Here is an 18,681-nt window from a genome sequence, read left to right on the forward strand (position 1 = left end):
CTAATCATCCGTAATCCAGGTCCGAAGCAGCTTTGCAAACTCTTCTGGTTTGTCTTTTGCCATTTTCTCCAACTGTTTCCTCTGAATATCAGATTGCGAATCGGTTTTTTCGCTAATTTCCGGAATCTCTTCCGGTGCCGATTCATTTACTTGTGGAACTTCCGTTATTTCTTCTTCCTGTTTTCGATTGCGTAACAACAATACAAATAAAACGATAATAATTAATAATAACAGTCCTCCGACAACATACATCCATATAGGTATAATTGGCTTTGGACTTTCAGGAATCGTTTGCTTCCCAGTAAACTCTTGAAATACGATTGATATTTTCTCTTCCGGATTAACTTCCCCATATTCTTTATCAATGGACGTACTGATCATTGAATTTAAAATGGATGTGATCGTTTGTTCCACTGTGCTTTGCTCTTGGGTTGATAAATATTGAATTTCATCGTTTTCATCGGTTGCTTTTAAATTGTCTACCGCAACTTGTATACCGATATCTCTAATTTTAAAAGGACTTTCTACAATATCTTTACGAACGCGATTAAATTCATTGTTTATTGTTTCTTTCACCAACTCATACTCGCCATCATCGCCGGTTTGTGCCTCGGGATAGTTCGCAATATCTTCTTCTCCAGTACCGGCAACCCCACCAATTGGCTGGTTTCCGGAATACGTTTCATGAACAGTTTCAATGCTTACTGGTAATCCTTCCATATTCTCCAGATCTACTGGATCGACTAGTTCCTCTGTTCGGTTTTCATTCGTAAAATCAATATCGGTTGTTACCGAAACGATAACCTTTTCCATTCCTACCATTGCTCCAAGCATTTGCTGCAATCGTTTTCGTATATCCCTTTCAACATCTTTTTTCACTGTTTGTTGATATGTATACTCGTTCTGGGCATTCGAAGCAGCGTTTTGTTCAAAATACTCGAAATACTGATTCATAATAACAATATTATCCGCCGGTAAGTTAGGGACTGCTTTAGAAACTAGATGATATAATGTTTCCACTTGATTACCCTGAAACTCATAGCCGAGTTTTGTATTTAACACAATAGAGGCACTTGCTTTTTCCATTGTATCTGTAACGAAAACAGTTTCCTCTGGTATGTTTATCATTACTTGGGCATCATCGATACCTTCAATGCCTTTCATCAAATTTGCTAATTCCGTCTGCATGGCATCGAGTTTCATAATGTTGAATTCATTATCGGTTATTCCCCATGATGCATTCTCACTAAAAAAAGAATAATCTATATTCCCGCTATGTGGTATTCCTTGACCTGCCAATTCCACAATTAGGGAATCCACTTGATCTTCGGGGACAGAAATGGTTGTTCCCCCTGCGTCCAATTCATAAGGAACACTCTTTGCATCCAGTTCCGTTTTTATTTGATCAATTTCCTGCAATGATAAATTACTGTATAAAGGAACATATTTCGTATTGGATGTTAAAAAAATGATCGAACCAATTAAAATAAAAATGATTGCTATTGATCCAACAAAAGTTACTTTTTGGCTTTTTGTTCGACTTGTCCAAAAAGTAGTAAGCCGCTCCTTTATTTGCTTAATTTTTTCTTTCATATATTCCCCACCAGATTTTCTATAATAAAATTACTGCGTCCATACGATACATTAGTACGTCTTAGGACCTGATAACAATTTACTTCTGTCCTCTGTTGAATATGTTAACTATACTTGCATCCGCATAACTTCATTATAAGCATCAAGTACTTTTTGCTGTACCTGTACCGTAGTCTCTAGCGTAATACTAGCTTTTTGCGCTGAGATCATTACATCATGCAAATCGTTTACTTTCCCTAGGGCCAGTTGCTCTGTTTTATGATTGGAAACTTGTTGCAGTTCATTCGTATGATGTATGGCAGATTTAAGCACATTAGCAAATTTGGATTGAGATTCGGCAGGTTCCTGTTGCCCATATTTCTGTGCTTGCATGAGCATGCCGGGAGAAATACGATTAATTGCTGCTTCATTCATGGCGATCGCTCCTTATTGTTATTTTCCGATTTCTAACGCCTTCAACAACATATTTTTCGTAGCATTCATGGACGTAATATTCGCCTCATATGATCTCGTAGCGCTCATTAAATCTACCATTTCTTTTAATGGGTCCACATTAGGCAATTGAACATAACCAGCTTCATTTGCATCTGGATGCGAAGGGTTAAAAACAACCTTAAACGGTTCGTCATCTTCAATAATATTGGCTACTTTTACACCGCTCGCTTCCTTTGTTCGATTTGTCGTTGCTTTATGTAAAAAAGAGTGAAAAGAACGTTCTTTTGGCTCGAGAACAACCATTTTTCTTCTATACGGCTCATACTCTCCTGCTTCATTAACAGTTGCTCGAGTTGTTTGTGCGTTTGCAATATTTGATGAAGTGACATCCATTCTCAACCTTTGAGCGGTTAGCGCACTAGCACTTGTATTTAATGCATTAAATATTGACATCTATCTGCCTCCTCTTATAACCGTTTGCAGACTGCCGAACTTACCATTCAATCGATCAATTAAACTTTGGTAATATATTTGATTTTTTGCTAAATTAGCCATTTCTTTATCCATATCAACATTATTCCCATTATGATTGTAATTTGTCGTGGAATTGGTGACTGTTTCGAAAGGCTTATTTTCAGATTGAGATGTGAATGGAATGTGTTTGGGATGGGTCCGTTGTGCTGCCAAGTCGCTCATAGAGTCGTTCAACACGGATTTGAACATAACATTCTTCGACTTATAGTTAGGAGTGTCAACGTTCGCAATGTTATTGGAAATTGTCTCGTTTTTTGCAGAAGCGTATTGCAGTGATTGTTCCAATGTTCGAAAAGTATTATTAAATAATTTCAAAGTAATCTCCCCCGCTGCTTCCTATAGGCGATATGTACAACCATTTTATTTTCATTGATATCGATATTGTAATTTATATTAGTAAGAAAGTCTACCATATTTCGACAACAATTTTGACAATTCCATTAAATAGTACAAATTACCTAGTGTTTAATGAGGGTGTTTCAGGTTATTTGGAATATAAACAAGGATAGGGGATTCAAACCAATTATGGTGGAAAAGGAATGATGGAGCAAATTGTTCATTAATTGACGACTGCAAATGTAGGAGGTTGTAATGGAGTAATAGGAGCTATATAAAAAACAGCCAATGCATTCACTGGCTGTTTTTTTCCATTATGAAGTAAAATGATGTTATTATCTTGTACGTAATTTCTCAAGTTCAACTAGAAACTTGTCATTTAGAACTTTAATGAATGTTCCTTTCATTCCTAGTGAACGAGATTCAATTACACCAGCACTTTCGAGCTTTCTTAATGCATTTACAATAACTGAACGTGTAATACCGACTCGGTCTGCTATTTTACTTGCTACAAGAAGCCCTTCTTTTCCATTTAGCTCTTCAAATATATGATCGATCGCTTCCAATTCACTGTATGATAAAGAGCTGATGGCCATTTGTACGACCGCTTTACTACGAGCTTCCAATTCAATTTCTTCGGCTTTTCCTTGTAAAATTTCCATTCCTACTACCGTAGCCCCATATTCTGCAAGGATAAGATCATCATCACTGAATTCTTCTGACAATCTGCTCAATATAAGTGTGCCAAGTCGTTCACCGCCACCAATGATAGGCACAACAGTTGTTAAGCCACCTTGGAATAACTCGCGGTTCTCATATGGAAAAACAGTATGCACACTGTTAATATCGATATTGGCTGTCGTTTCATGAATGTTGAAAAGCCCTTGTGTATATTCTTCAGGAAACTGCCGTTTTTCGAGCATTTCTTTCATACGTTCATTTTCAATCTCTTGATTTATTGCGACGCCTAATAGCTTTCCGCGCCTGCTTAAGATAAATACATTTCCATTTATTACTTCTGTTAACGTTTTTGACATATCGTTAAAGTTAACTGGTTTACCTGCTGATTTTTGTAGCATGGCATTGATTCTGCGGCTTCGATCTAATAATTTCATTTCAAAAAATCCTCCATTCAATATCCTCTGTTTTATATTTAAAATAAGCGGTTATAATTATTTTACCACTGATTTAGCCTAACTTTATCGATTAAATTCGACAATTTATTGCCAATTATAAAATAAATTGTGTTAAGTCTTTATCATGTACTATTTTATTAAGTTTTTCATTTACATAGCCAGTCGTGATTTCAATTTCACCCATACCTATTTCCGGAGCTTCAAATGATAGATCCTCCAATAGTTTTTCCAATATCGTATGAAGTCTTCTTGCCCCGATATTGTCGGATTGCTGATTTACTTGAAAGGCAATTTCTGCAAGTCTATCTACAGCTTCGTCCGTAAAAACAACTTTTATACCTTCTGTTTGCAATAACGCTTCATATTGTTTCAGCAACGCGTTGGATGGTTCTTTTAAGATGCGTTTAAAATCTTCTACTGTAAGCTTTTCAAATTCAACACGTACTGGGAAGCGACCTTGTAATTCCGGAATTAAGTCGGACGGTTTAGCCATGTGAAAAGCTCCTGCAGCTATAAATAACATATGATCTGTTTTCACCGGCCCGTGTTTTGTTACAACAGTGGAACCTTCAACAATCGGTAAAACATCTCGCTGTACACCTTCTCTGGAAACGTTCGCTCCATGTTCCTGTTTTGCTGCTACTTTATCAATTTCATCAATAAACACAATTCCTGACTGCTCGGCACGAAGGACAGCTTCTTGTGCAGCCTCTTCCATATCGATAAGCTTTTGCGCCTCTACTTGAGTTAGTACCTTACGCGCTTCATGTACCGGTAATTTGCGTTTCTTCTTCTTTTTGGGCATGAATTGACTAAAGGCGTCTTGCATGTTCATTCCCATTTGTTCCATACCAGAGCCTTGCAGCATATCGAACATGGATGGAGGCATTTCATCAAGCTCTACCGTTACTATGTTTTTTTCCAGTTCGCCCATTTCCAATTGACGCTTGACTCTTTGCCGCTTGTTTTTTATTTCCTCATTCTCAGCATGTTCTTGTTTATTGGTGTCATCATCATCCTGTTCCTGGTTCGGAAACAACATTTCGAACGGATTTTTCATCGTGTTCGATTGTTTTTTTGCTTGCGGGACAAGCAGTGTTACGAGTTTCTTATTCGCTTCTTCCTCCGCTTTCCCCATAACTTCATTCATTTTTTCTTCTTTTACCATACGCATGGCCATTTCTACCAGATCGCGGATCATAGACTCAACATCTCGACCGACGTAACCGACTTCCGTAAACTTTGTAGCCTCCACTTTTATAAAAGGTGCGTTTACCAACTTAGCAAGTCTTCTTGCGACTTCCGTTTTACCGACACCGGTTGGGCCAATCATTAAAATGTTTTTTGGTACAATTTCTTCTTTTATTGATTCATCAAGTTGCATTCTTCGATAACGATTTCGTAAAGCAACGGCTACTGACCTTTTAGCTGTATTTTGCCCGATGATAAAACGGTCCAGTTGATCAACAATTTCTTTCGGGGTTAAGCTTTCTGCCATTATGTCGAGGCCTCCTTCGTTAATCAAGTACTTTCAACGTTATTTGATCGTTCGTATAAACACATATTTCTCCAGCGATCTCGAGAGCTGCTTTAGCAATTTCTTTTGCCGACAATTCGTTGGAATACTTCACTAATGCTCTGCCAGCACTAAGTGCATAATTACCACCGGAGCCAATTGCCAGCATCCCATCATCCGGCTCAATAACTTCACCTGTTCCGGATACAAGAAACATGTGATCTTTATTCATCACAATAAGCATAGCTTCCAGTTTACGAAGGACCTTGTCGCTACGCCATTCTTTTGCAAGTTCTACTGAAGCGCGCATTAAATTTCCATCAAAAGCTTCCAATTTCCCTTCGAATTTTTCAAATAACGTAAATGCATCGGCAACAGACCCTGCAAAGCCCGCCAACACTTGCCCATTAAATAACGTACGTACTTTTTTTGCCTTATGTTTCATTACAACTGCATTTCCCAAAGTTACTTGACCATCACCGCTCATTGCACATTTTCCGTTGTGCTGAATGGCGAAAATAGTTGTTGCATGCATATCAGTTGGCATATGATCCCTCACTTATACATAGTCGTTTATTATCGTTTTGCCCGTGGATGACTATTCATATACACATTACGTAAACGATCTTTTGTAACATGGGTATATATTTGGGTCGATGATAAATTTTCGTGACCTAACAATTCTTGTACGGTACGAAGGTCAGCACCTTCATTCAACATGTGAGTCGCAAACGAATGGCGTAATTTATGGGGATGAATATGTACCGTCCCAGCTGTATCCTCAACTATTTTATTTAGAACGAGTCGTATGCCTCTCGTTGTTAAAGGTTTGCCCCGTGCGTTTAAAAATAAATAATTGGCAGTTTTATTACTTTTTTCCAATAGTATTTCTCTTCCGTCATTTATATATTCCTCCAAAGCGGCTGATGCAAAGCTCCCAAATGGAATATAGCGTTCTTTTCTCCCTTTCCCTGTAACTAGGATGGTGCCAATCGAAAAATCTATATCGTCGATTAATAACTGTTGACATTCACTCACTCTAATACCCGTTGCATATATAATTTCTAATATCGCTTGATTTCTTTGGCCAAGAGGTGTTGTTAAGTCATTTGCCTTAAAAAGTGCATCCATCTCTTCTAAGTAAAAAAAACCAGGAATTGGTTTCGATTGTTTCGGCAATACAATTTGACGAAAAGGATTCGTTTTTACAATTCTTTCTCTGGCAAGAAACTTGTAAAAACTTCTTAGAGCTGAAATCTTTCTGGAAACGGATCTTCTGCTTAATTGTTCATCATAAAGGGTTGTTAAAAACAGCCGAACAACACGTTCGTCTACTTCTTCCAAACTTTGAATCCCTTCTTTATGCAAAAAGCGAAAAAAGATTAGCAAATCATCAATGTAATATTTAACGGTATACGGTGAAGCATTCTTTTCAATTTGTAAATATTCTTTAAACATTTTTTGAAATTGACTAAACATTCCTTCACCTCAGTGAACAGCGAATAAATCATAACATACAAAAATACAGATAGCAATCAATTTAACTAAATTGTAACAAAATTCTGAAACGAAAGTAAAGATAGTACAAAGTGTTATGTTATTTATTGAGCATTATTATGCAACGGCACCTAAGAATCTTTATCATTTACCAAAGAACAATTATATATATTTCGTAATAAGGAGTCAACAAACAAGATTTCGGATTGCTCATTGTTTCTTTGTATCGGTAATTATTCGTAAATCATCTTCAAAAATTAAAACAAACCTAACTGTTTAATACTTAATTTTGTTTCTTCCGTCCCTAGATCATGTACACGTTGGTAAATATATAATAGATCCGTATCATATTTATTTCTTTCTATATCAACCGGTCTTTCATCGAACGGTTTTAAAATATGCTTTAAAGCTTCTTTTGATTCATTCTCCATATTTGTAAATATCATGCGAAGTTCTTTAGCCTCATCTTCCGTAGCTAAAATAGTATAATTCGTTCCATCCGGCAATGGACTTGTGCGAACTTCCTTTGCATCTATCGTTACATAATATTTATTACGAGTCGTCATTTTCATACCCCCATAAAACATATTCTCAATATATGGATTTCCCTTATATGTTATCAATCAAACATCCTTTGTTGCTTAAGTATAATTTAAAAAACTGCACGCCTAGGCGCACAGTTTTTTAAGTTTGAGTGTCTTCCTTATAATCACAAGCTATACATTTGACTTGTGTTTGTTTTTTACTCTTCTTTTCCACAAGTACTGAATCACAAACCGGACATGTTCTGGCAATCGGTTTATCCCATGAAACAAAATCACAGTCAGGATATTGATCACATCCATAAAAGGTCCGTCGTTTTTTGGATTTCCTTTCTACAACATCGCCTTTTTTACACTTTGGACAAGTGACACCGATTTTTTTCAGGATCGGCTTTGTATTACGACAGTCAGGAAAATTTGAGCAAGCTAAAAACTTCCCATATCTGCCCATTTTATAGACCATTTCATGACCGCATTTTTCACAATCAATTCCAGCAGGTTCATCTTTAATTTCTATTTCTTCCATTTCTTCTTCGGCTTTTTCCAGACGTTTGTTAAAATCTTTATAGAAGTCATCTATGATATGGATCCACTTTATCTTGCCTTCTTCAATCGAGTCAAGGTCACCTTCCATCTTAACAGTAAAATCAACATCGATAATTTCCGGAAAATACTTTTCTAATATATCTATCACGATCATACCTAATTCAGTCGGAACAAATCGACGATTATCCATTCCTACATAACCGCGTCTTTGAATAGTATCTAATGTAGGCGCGTATGTTGACGGGCGGCCGAGTCCTTGTTTTTCCATCGTCCCGACTAACGTTGCTTCTGTATAACGTGGGGGCGGTTGTGTAAAATGCTGTTTTGGTAAAATTTCTTTGGCATCAACAACCTCTCCCTCTTCCAGGTCGGGTAAAATTTTATCTTCTTCTTTTTTATTCCCATCATTACCTTCAACATAAACTTTCATAAACCCTTTAAATTTTACCTTAGAACCTGTTGCACGAAACTCAATACCATTGTTGTCCAACTGAACCGACATTGTATCCATAATCGCCGGGGCCATCTGACTTGCTAAAAAGCGCTCATAAATTAATTTATATAATCTGTACTGATCACGTGATAAGACATCTTTTAGTGATTGAGGATCTTTAGAAGCAGATGTTGGTCTGACAGCTTCGTGTGCATCTTGGGCGCCTTGCTGACTTTGTTTCTTTTGTTTGGGTCCCGTGTATTCCTTGCCATAATTTTCTTCAATATAACTTTTCGCTTCTTCTTTTGCTGAATCAGCAATACGCGTAGAGTCTGTACGCATATAAGTGATTAACCCGGTTATACCGCCTGACTTTTTGCCCAAATCGATTCCTTCATACAGCTGTTGAGCAATCATCATTGTCTTTCTAGCTTTAAAATTAAGCTTGCGTGCAGCTTCCTGTTGTAAAGAAGATGTAATAAATGGTTTGGAAGGATTTCTCTTGCGCTCTCGCTTAGTCACCTTACTTACGGTAAACTTTTTATTTTTAATTTTTTCCAGTACTTCATTCACATTTTTTTCTTGTTTCAATGGTTGTTTTTTACCATCGAAACCATAAAACAACCCTTCAAAATTCTTTTTCCCCTTTTGAAATTGAGCTTCAATCGACCAGTATTCTTCCGGTGTAAAGTTTTCAATTTCCTTTTCCCGATCAATAATCATTTTGACGGCTACGGATTGAACGCGGCCGGCACTAAGTCCCTTTTTTACTTTTTTCCATAATAATGGACTGATATTGTAACCTACTAGCCGATCAAGAATTCTTCTTGCTTGCTGGGCATCTACCAAATCATAGTCAATTTTACGCGGATTTTTAAACGATTCTTTAATGGCATCTTTTGTAATTTCATTAAATACGACTCGGCATTCGGATGTTTCATCTACTTTAAGTGCATGGGCTAAATGCCATGCTATCGCTTCTCCTTCTCTGTCGGGGTCAGCTGCGAGATAGATTCTTTTTGCTTTTTTAGCTTCTTTTCTTAATTCTTTTAAAACATCGCCTTTCCCGCGGATCGTTATATATTTTGGAGAAAATTCATTTTCTACATCGACACCCATTTGACTTTTAGGCAAATCAATCACGTGGCCCATGGATGCTTTAACTTTATACTTTTTACCTAAATATCGCTCGATTGTTTTTGCTTTGGCGGGCGACTCTACTATTACAAGATAATCTGACATATGCTTTCCTCCCCAAATGAGGTGACAATTTAAATGCTCTATATGGTTAATAAAAAAGTATTGCAAAAATCGTTCCAATCAAGATAAGCTTCAACTGAGAACTAGCGCTCACTAGCTTGTTTTTCTCCAGAATATAAGAAACTTTCGTTAAAGCCACCTACGTCATATGAGCAACACCGTACTCTATGGAAGCCCATCCCAATACACTGGAACTGCGCTTTATTGAATATTTTTGTGTTTTTGGAATGTGATATATTTAAATAGATGTTTTCATACATATTGTTGTTTATATCCATTTTTTTAAACATGAAAATAAAAAACGGAAATCTCCACTAATAGTAAGTACATCTGATACTTTTGTCAAATATACAATCGTTTTCCTTTAAATAACCCTGATCAATATTAGCATTAATCAATGTTTCGTATACGGATTTTAATTAGTTCGAAAAACAAGTCTTGAATGAATAATATTTTAAATAATACTTTTTTAACAAAAGGTGCTACAGCCATCTGCATATCTATAACATTCCTATGATTTTCTACCGGAAAAAGAAGTTTACCTACAGATTATATACATTTATTCGTAAACGATTCCAATCTTCGGTAATATCTTCTGAACCAATTACTAATTTTGCCCCTTCTTGAATCATTTGATGACATCCTTTTGTCTGAGGATCAAGGGGTGAGCCTGGCAATGCGTATACTTCCCGCCCCTGTTCCAGTGCCTGGTCCACGGTAATCATTGTTCCACTTCTTTCTTTTGCTTCAACGACAAGTGTTCCAAAACTCAGGCCACTAATAATCCTATTGCGTTCCGGAAAGTGATATTTTTGGGGAGCAACTGATGGAGAGTATTCACTGAGGACAAGGCCTTTACGTGAAATTTGTCGGAATAAATGTATATTTTGCTTTGGGTAAATATGCTCAAATCCACCACCTAAAACAGCAATCGTATGCCCGCCATATTTTAATGCAATTTGATGTGCATAACTATCAATCCCTTTTGCCATTCCACTGACAATAAGCCAATTATTATCCACTAGTGGACGAATGATATATTCCATTTTACTAAAAGCGTCCCTTGATGGATTTCTTGTGCCTATAACGCTTATAGACGGAGTATGATTCAGTAAAGATACATTACCATTTGCGTATAAAATAATAGGCGGGTCACTAATTGTTTTCAAAAAGGCAGGATAAATCGAATCATAAATCGTGATTATTGGAAGAGAGGATACGGCTTGCTTAATTTTTTCAAATCGCCGGCTATCATGGAGATCTTTGTAGAAAGATGTGGCTTTATCAAAGGGGATGGATAATCGGTGGCTTATGTCTGTTGGAGTAAGTGTGTATATTTCTTTTAAATCGGAATCATGTTGTATTAATGTGTGAAACTTTCGTCGTGATATGCCACGGCAATGGTAAACATGAATTAATCTATTTCTTATTGGGTTCAATAACATCAATCCTCCATTATTATAAAGAAGAACCTGATATTCGCTCTCTTCAGGTTCTTCTTAGTGTAGTATTTATAGGCGATGTTCAAAAAGCTACCAAATTATGAGTGGCGAATTACTTCACAGGCTTGTTTTATGCATCGCTATTAATTCGGTGCTTTTGAAAACATGCTTATTACAAAAACATTTTTAATGTGTTTTACATTTTGCAGTTAAACCATTTTCTTCAAGCAATTGAATCATTGTTTTACCCATTTTTGCAGGTGATTCAGCAACACCAATACCGCACTCTTTCATGACACGTTGCTTTTCAGCAGCTGTACCTTCCCCACCGGAAATAATCGCACCTGCATGTCCCATTCTTTTTCCAGGAGGGGCAGTTGCTCCGCCGATAAATCCTGCTACCGGTTTTTTCATATTTTCTTTAACCCATCTGGCAGCATCTTCTTCAGCTGTTCCGCCAATTTCTCCGATCATCATAACGGCATATGTATCGGGATCTTCATTAAATTCCTTTAAAACATCAATAAAGTTCGTTCCGTTCACAGGGTCTCCACCGATACCTACTGCAGTTGATTGCCCATAGCCTTCCTCGGACAGTTGATGAACTGCTTCGTACGTCAATGTACCGGAACGCGAAACAACACCAATATGACCTTTTTTATGAATATAACCAGGCATAATGCCAATCTTACATTCTTCGGCAGTAATTACTCCTGGGCAATTCGGACCAATTAAACGTGTCTTTTTGTCTTCCATATACCGTCTAACTTTTACCATATCCAAAATTGGAATATGTTCTGTAATACAGATCGTAAGTTCCAAATCTGCATCAGTCGCTTCTAAAATCGCATCTGCCGCAAATGGGGCAGGGACATAAATAATTGAAACTGTTGCACCTGTAGCTTCCACAGCTTCTTGAACTGTATTAAAAACAGGTACACCTAAAATCTCAGTACCACCTTTGGTAGGCGTTACTCCGCCGACAATTTTCGTGCCATATTTAAGCATTTGTTCTGTATGATATTTACCGGCAGCGCCAGTAATTCCTTGAACAATTACTTTCGTATCTTTATTTACATATATACTCATTATTTTCGTACGTCCTTTCTCTTCGCCATAGTACGTTTTTTTCTTGTGTTTATTGTTTTAACGAACCATTGATACGATTTTTTCGGCACCGTCAGCCATTGAATCTGCTGCGGTTATATTCAGGTTAGATTCATTGAGCAATTGTTTCCCTAAATCCACATTCGTTCCTTCCAATCGAACGACAAGCGGAATATCCAAACCAAATTTTTCTGTTGCAGCAATAATTCCTTTGGCGATAAAGTCGCATCTCATAATTCCACCAAACACGTTTACAAATATTCCTTTTACTTCAGAATCGGATAAAATAATTTTGAATGCTTCGGCTACTTTTTCCGGTGTAGCATCTCCTCCAACATCCAAGAAATTAGAAGGATTACCACCGTGATATTTAATAATATCCATCGTTGCCATAGCGAGACCGGCCCCATTTACCATGCAACCGATATTTCCATCAAGTGAAATATAGCTTAAATCGTATTTAGACGCTTCAATTTCATTTCTATTTTCTTCATCCAAATCACGAAGCTCCAAAATCTCCTTTTGTCTGTGTAAAGCATTATCGTCAAAGTTCAGCTTCGTATCCAATGCGAGTACTTCACCATCACCAGTTGTTACTAGCGGGTTTATTTCTGCAATCATGCAATCTTTTTCGATAAATGCTTGATAAATGCCCATCATAATTTTCACAGCTTTTCCTACCATTTTATAAGGAATATTAATATTAAATGCCATTCTGCGAGCCTGGAACCCGGATAACCCTATTTCCGGATTAATTACTTCTTTAAAAATCTTCTCTGGTGTTGCTGCTGCTACTTCTTCTATTTCAGTTCCGCCTTCTTCTGAACCCATCATAACAATTCGGTTGATTTTACGATCCAGTACAAAACTTAAATAATATTCCTGGTCGATATCGCAGCCTTCTTCAACTAATAAACGTTTTACTTCTTTTCCTTCAGGACCTGTTTGAGGAGTTACTAATACTTTACCTAGAATTTCTTTTGCATACACACGAACTTCTTGCATGTTATTTGCAACTTTAACTCCTCCTGCCTTTCCTCTTCCACCTGCATGAATTTGTGCTTTTACTACGGCCACTGGACTGTTTAGTCCTTTTGCATATTCAACAGCTTCATCAACTGAATAAGCTACATGACCATCGGGAACCCTTACACCATATTCCCGTAGAATGTTCTTGCCTTGATACTCATGAATATTCATCCTTTATCCTCCGATCAAAATTGACTGCAAATTCTATTGTAATAAAAAAAAACAAATATAACAAAGAATAAGTAATAATTATCACTTTATATTACTATTTATTTTCAACTTCCATCGTTTTATCAAGTTGATAGACATAAGCAAAAACTTCTGCAACAGCTTGATAAAGTTCTTCCGGTATCGTTTCATTGATGTTTAATTCACTTAAGAGTTCTGCTAACGAGGGGTCTTCCACCATAGGAATTTTATTTTGTTCTGCCTTGTCCAAAATATTTTCTGCAATTAGTCCCTTTCCGGAAGCTACAACTTTTGGTGCAGCATTCCTTTCTGTGTCATAACGAAGAGCAGCAGCTTTTTTTCTATATTTATTCATATTCTGTAATCAACTCCCTTATAAGAATCCGGAGCACGCGTAACATCTAATGTTTTTTTGCTAGGCCTGTTTAACTCATGCAATGGCTTGACAGTTATATTTGACATTTGATAATCCAAGCTTTCCATTCCTTTTTTCAGTACAGATTGCAAACGTACATCCTCTTGCGTTAAATAATCATTAAAAATGGTCACTGTAACAAATCGCTTTTGGATACTCATATCTATTATTGTATCTTTTATCATATTTAATTCCAAAACAAAGAGAATACGACAGAAATTTGGATCGATTTTACCATCCGGTGTTTTTTTACTTTCAAACTCGAATTGTAAATCTTTATTTAACGAAAATTTTTCACCCGGAAGTAGTAGGCTTGCTTGAATAAAGTGGTTTGTTTCTTGTACAGAATCAATTTGAAGTCCATTTATAAAATGTAACAGCTGATGAGCACGATCATGGACAAGTGAATCGCTGTGCGGCAGCAATTGCATTAATATCGATTTAATCGGTGGATCGATCGCCTGTGTATCTGTTTGTGGTATTGTACGAGTTAAATGTACGACTTGTTTCATTAATGCTAAAAACTGGTCCTTTACAGTATTTGTGTCCATCTGCCCACTGGTTACGGATTGTACGTGTTCAATTTGTTTATATGTTTCTGTATTCGAGTACATTTGCAGCAAAGATAATAAGTTGCTATAGAGTGAAGGCTTGTTTTCGGTTATCGACAGCATGTGTTGCTGCTGGTACTGTGTAAGAATGGGTACAATATTATTTTTTATATTTTGATGCAAAGAAGAAAATTGTTGTTCGGAAATCATATTATTGTCATGCGCTTTACTTTTGAGTGTAACTCCCCATTGGGTGAGAATTTTTTTTGCTTCCTGTATTAATACAACCCTATTTTTATGTAAATGATTAATTTGTTCTAATGCAAAACGGGTGTTAAAAGAATGGGGGTAGGTACGTTCAGTTGAAAGTTGGTCGTTTAAAAACGGCTCCCAACTCGATTTCCAAGTAGAAAAGGTGATTTGCTGATTAATTGCCCCACTTGCCTTTAGTATTCGGAATAGTAACGTTTGACTAGATTCGGCATCTTGCTTTATTTGGTTTATGAATGCACGATCCATTGTGATAGGATCTGTAATTTGTTTAATTCCTTCTTTTAATTGGTTCATAAGTGGGGATGAATGTTGCGCTTTTTCAAGCTGGTGCAATAGACCGAGCAGCTGATCTGTAAAATTAGAGCCAGCTTTTATATGTAATGACTGAAATACAGCTTCTGTCATTGGCAGTTGATTAGCAACCATTTGCTTTAAAATAAAATGAACTTCGCTTCTACTTTTTTGACCCTTTAAGATATCCAACGCATTCATCAGTTGTTCTTTCGTAAATGGTATTCTTTCGTTTAGGAGCAATTGAACAAACTGCATATTAGCTTTTGTTGGCGGCAGATTCAATTGGTGTAGTATGTTTTTGACTGTTTCTTGTCCAACCTTTTTCGCTACTTCATGAAGTACTTTTAAATGAATGACATCATCCACTTTTTCAACTTGGAAAAAATACTTTTTCCCAATGGTCAATGCTGCCTCCAATTGGGCAGTTAATTTCATTGTACCGAGTTGAATACGCGCTTTGTTATTCGGATATAATTTTAAAATATTGCCTTGAATTATTTGTCCGGGACGCAATTTGTTTTGAGTATCATTCAATTTGACAGACTGCTTGTTTATCACATCATTAACACGCACAATTAGTCACCTCCCAAAGAGCGGCTGACAGCATCCCTAACAGGGGCAAAAGATCTACGGTGATAAGGGGTTGCTCCATGCTTTTTTAGCATGTCAATATGCTGTTTTGTCCCATAACCCATGTTAGACGAAAATTGATATTGCGGATACTCTTTACCGATCTTATTCATTAATTGATCGCGAGTTACTTTTGCTAATATACTGGCTGCTGCAATAGATATACTTTTTTGATCTCCCTTTATAATTGACTTGGATGGATATTGTAGCTTTTCCAGCTGAATTGCATCGAGTAAAACATAATCCGGTTGCGGATGAAGCTGTTTCAGTGCATGGTACATCGCATGCTTTGTCGCTTGAAGTATGTTCAGTTCATCAATTTTTTCATTACTGACCAATGATATACCATAACTGATCGCACGCTGTTTTATTTGTTTATAAAACGTAACGCGTTCTGAATGTTTTAATAACTTTGAATCGGTCAGTCCAATTAATTTAAAATCGCTTGGTAAAATAACAGCGGCAGCTACTACTGGTCCTGCAAGCGGGCCGCGACCAGCTTCATCAACCCCAGCAATCAATTCATAATTTTGTGCATAGCCTGATTGCTCATAACGAGTCATCGATACAAACATTTTCTCTGCTTCCTGTCGTGCTCGTTGCTTTTTTAAATATGTACGAACCAGTTGCTGCACACCTTTACGCTTGTCAGAACTCAATGTGTTCAGCATCTCCTCGGTTATTTCGGAGGTTTCAAATAATTCCTTCACTTGTGCGATCGACTTATGTTCCATCGTTTCACCTTACCTTCACTCTTTATATCGGTAATAAATGTGCTTTATCAATAATTTCATAGTTTATATGGGCGATTATATCAACCTTGAATAAAAAACAAAATAAAATAAGGGTATGCTTGGAATAAGCATACCTTTTAATTTGTTGTCGATTCTAATGTAATTCGGTCCAATTTTCCTGAGCGCAGATCACGGAGAATAATTTCAGCTACTTTATCCATATTGACATGCCCCCCACTTTCGAGCGCACCGCGTTGTTTTCCTATAGTGTTAAAAATTTCCCACATATCATCCATGTCATCCGCTACATGATAGCGATTATACAAATTTTGCGGATAATGCTCTTTCATATACTGAATGACAAAGGCAGCTATATCTTGAAGTGATAAGAGTTGATCTTTAATTGTTCCGATGGCTGCCAAACGCATTGCCACCTTTTGATCTTCAAATTTAGGCCATAAAATACCCGGGGTATCGAGTAATTCAAAATCTTTTTTTACTTTTATCCACGTCTGGTGTTTCGTAATCCCAGGACGGTCACCGATTTTCGCAATTTTTTTATTGACAAGCCGATTGATTAATGTTGACTTACCAACATTCGGAATTCCAACAATCATCGCTCGGATTGGACGCTGTAATATGCCTTTTCTATGGAGTTTTTCCATTTTTTCCTGCCCAATTTCCTTTACTTGCTGGATGATTTTCTGAATATCATTTTTATTATTCACATCTACTGCAATCGCCCGTTCGTTCCTCTTTCTAAAATAACTCAACCATTTTGTTGTTTCACTATTGTCAGCCAAATCATTTTTCATCAGAACAACCAGCTTGGGCTTATTTTGAGTGGCCTGTTGAAGCATTGGATTCTGTGATGAAAACGGTACACGAGCGTCAACAAGCTCCATCACCAAATCAACCAGCTTTAGTTTTTCTTCAACTTCCCTTTTCGCTTTTGCCATATGTCCGGGAAACCATTGTATCTTCATCATTTCACCCTATTCTTTTACCAGTTGGATTCGATCAAACGGCCAGTAAATCAGACTGGCTTTTCCTACAATTTGATCAATAGGAACAAGTCCTACACTCTCTCTCCTACTGTCAGTTGAGTTATTCCGATTATCCCCAAGGACGAAGACGTAACCATCTGGTATCGATTCATGTTGTCCAGGTAATAATTCCAATGTAAAATCATCTGTATGGATATTATTGTCTTCTATAAATTGTTCCTCTATCTCTTCCCCATTAATATATAACACATTATCCTTCATCATTACATGCTCTCCGGGGAGCCCGATGACCCGTTTAATAAAATCTTTTTCATCAGAAGCGTGAAAAACAACTACATCAAATCGTTCGGGTTCATTAAAGCGATAAATAAATTTATTCACAATGATTTGATCATGATCGTGTAATGTAGGCAGCATGGAAGGTCCATCTACAATGATTGGTGAAAATATAAACATCCGAATAATAAACGCTATGCCAAAAGCAATTAATAACGCTTTCAGCCAATCAATCCATTCTCTCTTCCGCATAGCCATCCATACTCCCTTGAAAGCTTTATCTTTGTACACTATTATCGTGGTTAATAACAGATAAAAATATAATAGGCTATTACCTTTTCCATATCAATTGAAACAAAAGAGCTTTGCATATGTATGCGAAGCTCTTAGTAAACGTCTTATAATCAAAATGTGTGTTGATGTATTAGCGGCGCTCTTTAATACGGGCAGCTTTACCGCGTAAGTTACGAAGGTAATACAATTTCGCACGACGAACAATACCGCGTCTTACTACTTCTATTTTTGCAACACGAGGTGAATGTATAGGGAATGTACGCTCCACACCTACACCGTAAGAAAGCTTTCTTACTGTAAATGTTTCACTGATTCCGCCATTTTGTCTCTTAATGACAACACCTTCAAAAACCTGAATTCTTTCACGTGATCCTTCAACAATTTTAGCGTGAACTTTTACCGTGTCACCGGCACGAAATTCAGGGTGATCGGTACGCAATTGGTCTTTTGTGATATCTGCAATTAATTTTTGCATTCGTTATTCCACTCCTTCCAAACCAATGTTCATATCATTTATGCGAAAGCGGAACATCGTTTATCCAGCTTAAACGAACTGTTTAAGCACAACAATAAATATATCATATTATATTCCAGAGCACAACTATAATTATT

At 36.9% G+C, this 18,681-nt stretch carries 19 protein-coding genes; all 19 read right to left on the reverse strand.

Going from position 1 to position 18,681, the window contains the following annotated elements:
* The 19 genes from fliF to rplS all read right to left on the reverse strand — a co-directional run bounded on the left by fliF (nucleotide 1) and on the right by rplS (nucleotide 18,544).
* Nucleotides 1–1,593, reverse strand: coding sequence for a flagellar basal-body MS-ring/collar protein FliF (fliF, locus tag ACLIBG_RS01545; protein WP_439310944.1), 1,593 nt, complete (start codon nucleotides 1,591–1,593; stop codon nucleotides 1–3).
* A gap of 108 nt (nucleotides 1,594–1,701) precedes the next feature.
* The gene (gene fliE / locus ACLIBG_RS01550) at nucleotides 1,702–2,007 is read right to left on the reverse strand and encodes a flagellar hook-basal body complex protein FliE (RefSeq protein WP_439310945.1); all 306 of its coding nucleotides are present in this window, start codon (nucleotides 2,005–2,007) and stop codon (nucleotides 1,702–1,704) included.
* A gap of 18 nt (nucleotides 2,008–2,025) precedes the next feature.
* Entirely contained in the window at nucleotides 2,026–2,481 is a 456-nt protein-coding gene (gene flgC, locus ACLIBG_RS01555) for a flagellar basal body rod protein FlgC (protein ID WP_439310946.1), read from the reverse strand.
* Nucleotides 2,482–2,877, reverse strand: a complete 396-nt coding sequence (gene flgB / locus ACLIBG_RS01560) for a flagellar basal body rod protein FlgB (RefSeq protein ID WP_439310947.1) — start codon at nucleotides 2,875–2,877, stop codon at nucleotides 2,482–2,484.
* A 356-nt stretch (nucleotides 2,878–3,233) separates the two neighbouring features.
* Nucleotides 3,234–4,013: a GTP-sensing pleiotropic transcriptional regulator CodY gene (codY, locus tag ACLIBG_RS01565; RefSeq protein ID WP_439310948.1), complete on the reverse strand. Its 780-nt coding sequence runs from the start codon at nucleotides 4,011–4,013 to the stop codon at nucleotides 3,234–3,236.
* 115 nt (nucleotides 4,014–4,128) lie between these two features.
* Nucleotides 4,129–5,532 (reverse strand): ATP-dependent protease ATPase subunit HslU, encoded by a 1,404-nt coding sequence (gene hslU / locus ACLIBG_RS01570; protein WP_439310949.1) that lies wholly within the window; start codon nucleotides 5,530–5,532, stop codon nucleotides 4,129–4,131.
* A gap of 19 nt (nucleotides 5,533–5,551) precedes the next feature.
* Complete coding sequence (gene hslV, locus ACLIBG_RS01575) at nucleotides 5,552–6,097, reverse strand: ATP-dependent protease subunit HslV (RefSeq protein ID WP_439310950.1); 546 nt, start codon at nucleotides 6,095–6,097, stop codon at nucleotides 5,552–5,554.
* A 29-nt stretch (nucleotides 6,098–6,126) separates the two neighbouring features.
* A complete protein-coding gene (gene xerC, locus ACLIBG_RS01580) occupies nucleotides 6,127–7,029 on the reverse strand; it encodes a tyrosine recombinase XerC (protein WP_439310951.1) in 903 nt (300 codons plus the stop codon).
* Between the two features lie 275 nt (nucleotides 7,030–7,304).
* Complete coding sequence (locus ACLIBG_RS01585; RefSeq protein ID WP_439310952.1) at nucleotides 7,305–7,613, reverse strand: hypothetical protein; 309 nt, start codon at nucleotides 7,611–7,613, stop codon at nucleotides 7,305–7,307.
* A gap of 118 nt (nucleotides 7,614–7,731) precedes the next feature.
* A complete protein-coding gene (topA, locus tag ACLIBG_RS01590) occupies nucleotides 7,732–9,810 on the reverse strand; it encodes a type I DNA topoisomerase (RefSeq protein ID WP_439310953.1) in 2,079 nt (692 codons plus the stop codon).
* A gap of 560 nt (nucleotides 9,811–10,370) precedes the next feature.
* Nucleotides 10,371–11,267 (reverse strand): DNA-processing protein DprA, encoded by an 897-nt coding sequence (dprA, locus tag ACLIBG_RS01595; protein ID WP_439310954.1) that lies wholly within the window; start codon nucleotides 11,265–11,267, stop codon nucleotides 10,371–10,373.
* A 189-nt stretch (nucleotides 11,268–11,456) separates the two neighbouring features.
* Nucleotides 11,457–12,359: a succinate--CoA ligase subunit alpha gene (gene sucD, locus ACLIBG_RS01600; RefSeq protein WP_439310955.1), complete on the reverse strand. Its 903-nt coding sequence runs from the start codon at nucleotides 12,357–12,359 to the stop codon at nucleotides 11,457–11,459.
* Between the two features lie 57 nt (nucleotides 12,360–12,416).
* Entirely contained in the window at nucleotides 12,417–13,577 is a 1,161-nt protein-coding gene (sucC, locus tag ACLIBG_RS01605; protein WP_439310956.1) for an ADP-forming succinate--CoA ligase subunit beta, read from the reverse strand.
* Between the two features lie 94 nt (nucleotides 13,578–13,671).
* Complete coding sequence (locus ACLIBG_RS01610) at nucleotides 13,672–13,950, reverse strand: EscU/YscU/HrcU family type III secretion system export apparatus switch protein (protein ID WP_439310957.1); 279 nt, start codon at nucleotides 13,948–13,950, stop codon at nucleotides 13,672–13,674.
* On the reverse strand, nucleotides 13,947–15,701 hold the full coding sequence (locus ACLIBG_RS01615) for a hypothetical protein (protein WP_439310958.1): 1,755 nt from the start codon (nucleotides 15,699–15,701) through the stop codon (nucleotides 13,947–13,949). The genes ACLIBG_RS01610 and ACLIBG_RS01615 overlap by 4 nt, the downstream gene beginning before the upstream one ends.
* Nucleotides 15,702–15,703: 2 nt before the next feature.
* Nucleotides 15,704–16,492 carry a ribonuclease HII gene (locus tag ACLIBG_RS01620; RefSeq protein WP_439310959.1) on the reverse strand — a complete coding sequence of 263 codons (789 nt, stop codon included), beginning with the start codon at nucleotides 16,490–16,492 and terminating at the stop codon, nucleotides 15,704–15,706.
* Between the two features lie 137 nt (nucleotides 16,493–16,629).
* Nucleotides 16,630–17,478 carry a ribosome biogenesis GTPase YlqF gene (ylqF, locus tag ACLIBG_RS01625; protein ID WP_439310960.1) on the reverse strand — a complete coding sequence of 283 codons (849 nt, stop codon included), beginning with the start codon at nucleotides 17,476–17,478 and terminating at the stop codon, nucleotides 16,630–16,632.
* Nucleotides 17,479–17,487: 9 nt separating this feature from the next.
* Nucleotides 17,488–18,033, reverse strand: a complete 546-nt coding sequence (gene lepB, locus ACLIBG_RS01630; RefSeq protein ID WP_439310961.1) for a signal peptidase I — start codon at nucleotides 18,031–18,033, stop codon at nucleotides 17,488–17,490.
* A gap of 166 nt (nucleotides 18,034–18,199) precedes the next feature.
* The gene (gene rplS / locus ACLIBG_RS01635) at nucleotides 18,200–18,544 is read right to left on the reverse strand and encodes a 50S ribosomal protein L19 (RefSeq protein ID WP_439310962.1); all 345 of its coding nucleotides are present in this window, start codon (nucleotides 18,542–18,544) and stop codon (nucleotides 18,200–18,202) included.
* Nucleotides 18,545–18,681 lie beyond the last annotated feature (137 nt).

Source organism: Virgibacillus sp. W0181, assembly GCF_051846915.1.
In the GTDB taxonomy this organism is placed as follows: domain Bacteria; phylum Bacillota; class Bacilli; order Bacillales; family Amphibacillaceae; genus JBPYCR01.

What these genes read in the sequence shown, in the direction of transcription:
- fliF (WP_439310944.1), bottom strand. Translation starts at nt 1,593, where the DNA reads ATGAAAGAAAAAATTAAGCAAATAAAGGAGCGGCTTACTACTTTTTGG.
- fliE (WP_439310945.1), bottom strand. Translation starts at nt 2,007, where the DNA reads ATGAATGAAGCAGCAATTAATCGTATTTCTCCCGGCATGCTCATGCAA.
- flgC (WP_439310946.1), bottom strand. Translation starts at nt 2,481, where the DNA reads ATGTCAATATTTAATGCATTAAATACAAGTGCTAGTGCGCTAACCGCT.
- codY (WP_439310948.1), bottom strand. Translation starts at nt 4,013, where the DNA reads ATGAAATTATTAGATCGAAGCCGCAGAATCAATGCCATGCTACAAAAA.
- hslU (WP_439310949.1), bottom strand. Translation starts at nt 5,532, where the DNA reads ATGGCAGAAAGCTTAACCCCGAAAGAAATTGTTGATCAACTGGACCGT.
- hslV (WP_439310950.1), bottom strand. Translation starts at nt 6,097, where the DNA reads ATGCCAACTGATATGCATGCAACAACTATTTTCGCCATTCAGCACAAC.
- xerC (WP_439310951.1), bottom strand. Translation starts at nt 7,029, where the DNA reads ATGTTTAGTCAATTTCAAAAAATGTTTAAAGAATATTTACAAATTGAA.
- ACLIBG_RS01585 (WP_439310952.1), bottom strand. Translation starts at nt 7,613, where the DNA reads ATGACGACTCGTAATAAATATTATGTAACGATAGATGCAAAGGAAGTT.
- topA (WP_439310953.1), bottom strand. Translation starts at nt 9,810, where the DNA reads ATGTCAGATTATCTTGTAATAGTAGAGTCGCCCGCCAAAGCAAAAACA.
- sucD (WP_439310955.1), bottom strand. Translation starts at nt 12,359, where the DNA reads ATGAGTATATATGTAAATAAAGATACGAAAGTAATTGTTCAAGGAATT.
- sucC (WP_439310956.1), bottom strand. Translation starts at nt 13,577, where the DNA reads ATGAATATTCATGAGTATCAAGGCAAGAACATTCTACGGGAATATGGT.
- ACLIBG_RS01610 (WP_439310957.1), bottom strand. Translation starts at nt 13,950, where the DNA reads ATGAATAAATATAGAAAAAAAGCTGCTGCTCTTCGTTATGACACAGAA.
- ACLIBG_RS01620 (WP_439310959.1), bottom strand. Translation starts at nt 16,492, where the DNA reads ATGGAACATAAGTCGATCGCACAAGTGAAGGAATTATTTGAAACCTCC.
- ylqF (WP_439310960.1), bottom strand. Translation starts at nt 17,478, where the DNA reads ATGAAGATACAATGGTTTCCCGGACATATGGCAAAAGCGAAAAGGGAA.
- lepB (WP_439310961.1), bottom strand. Translation starts at nt 18,033, where the DNA reads ATGGCTATGCGGAAGAGAGAATGGATTGATTGGCTGAAAGCGTTATTA.
- rplS (WP_439310962.1), bottom strand. Translation starts at nt 18,544, where the DNA reads ATGCAAAAATTAATTGCAGATATCACAAAAGACCAATTGCGTACCGAT.